This window comes from Alteromonas sp. 14N.309.X.WAT.G.H12 (assembly GCF_036697315.1).
In the GTDB taxonomy this organism is placed as follows: Bacteria; Pseudomonadota; Gammaproteobacteria; order Enterobacterales; family Alteromonadaceae; genus Alteromonas.
This window is the reverse complement of sequence record NZ_JBAHZB010000226.1, coordinates 1-1,212: the sequence shown is the minus strand read 5'-3', so window position 1 is coordinate 1,212 and position 1,212 is coordinate 1. Positions and strand designations below refer to the sequence as shown.

Genomic DNA, 1,212 nt, shown 5'->3' with positions numbered 1-1,212 from the left:
AGAAAAATGGCAAAAGAAAAGTTTGAACGTACGAAACCCCATGTAAACGTGGGTACAATCGGCCACGTTGACCACGGTAAAACTACGCTGACTGCAGCAATCACTACTGTTCTTGCAAAGACTTACGGTGGTTCTGCTCAGGCATTCGATCAAATCGATAACGCGCCTGAAGAAAAAGCACGTGGTATAACCATCTCTACTTCACACGTTGAATATGACACACCTACTCGCCACTACGCGCACGTAGACTGTCCTGGACACGCCGATTATGTTAAAAACATGATCACTGGTGCTGCTCAAATGGACGGCGCGATCCTGGTAGTAGCCGCGACAGATGGTCCTATGCCACAAACCCGTGAGCACATCTTGTTGGGTCGTCAGGTTGGCGTACCTTACATCATCGTGTTCATGAACAAATGTGACATGGTAGACGACGAAGAGTTGTTGGAATTGGTAGAGATGGAAGTACGTGAACTTCTGTCTGAATATGAATTCCCAGGTGATGACCTGCCAGTTATCCAAGGTTCTGCACTTAAAGCCCTAGAAGGCGAAGCAGAATGGGAAGCGAAAATTGTTGAGCTTGGCGAAGCATTGGATTCTTATATCCCAGAGCCAGAGCGTGCAATTGACAAGCCATTCATCTTACCTATCGAAGATGTATTCTCAATCTCAGGCCGTGGTACAGTAGTAACAGGTCGTGTAGAGCAAGGTATCATCAAAGTTGGTGAAGAAGTGGAAATCGTAGGTATCAAAGATACTACCAAGACCACTTGTACTGGTGTTGAAATGTTCCGTAAGCTTCTTGACGAAGGCCGTGCTGGTGAGAACGTTGGTGTTCTTCTGCGTGGTACTAAGCGTGACGAAGTTGAGCGTGGTCAAGTATTGGCTAAGCCTGGTTCAATCACTCCACACACTAAGTTTGAAGCAGAAGTATACGTACTGAGCAAAGACGAAGGTGGCCGTCACACGCCATTCTTTAAAGGCTATCGCCCTCAGTTCTACTTCCGTACAACAGACGTAACAGGTGCTGTTCAATTGCCAGAAGGCGTTGAAATGGTAATGCCTGGTGACAACCTGAAATTCGAAGTAGACCTAATCGCACCAATCGCGATGGATGAAGGTCTTCGCTTCGCAATTCGTGAAGGTGGTCGTACAGTAGGTGCCGGTGTTGTAGCGAAAATTATTGAATAATTAACGCTGACATTGGTCATC

General features: G+C 46.6%; 1 protein-coding gene. It reads left to right on the top strand.

What is annotated here, in order from left to right; translation table 11 throughout:
• Positions 1 to 6: 6 nt before the first annotated feature.
• The gene (tuf, locus tag V5298_RS20670) at positions 7 to 1,191 is read left to right on the top strand and encodes an elongation factor Tu (protein WP_332933288.1); all 1,185 of its coding nucleotides are present in this window, start codon (positions 7 to 9) and stop codon (positions 1,189 to 1,191) included.
• Positions 1,192 to 1,212: the final 21 nt, after the last annotated feature.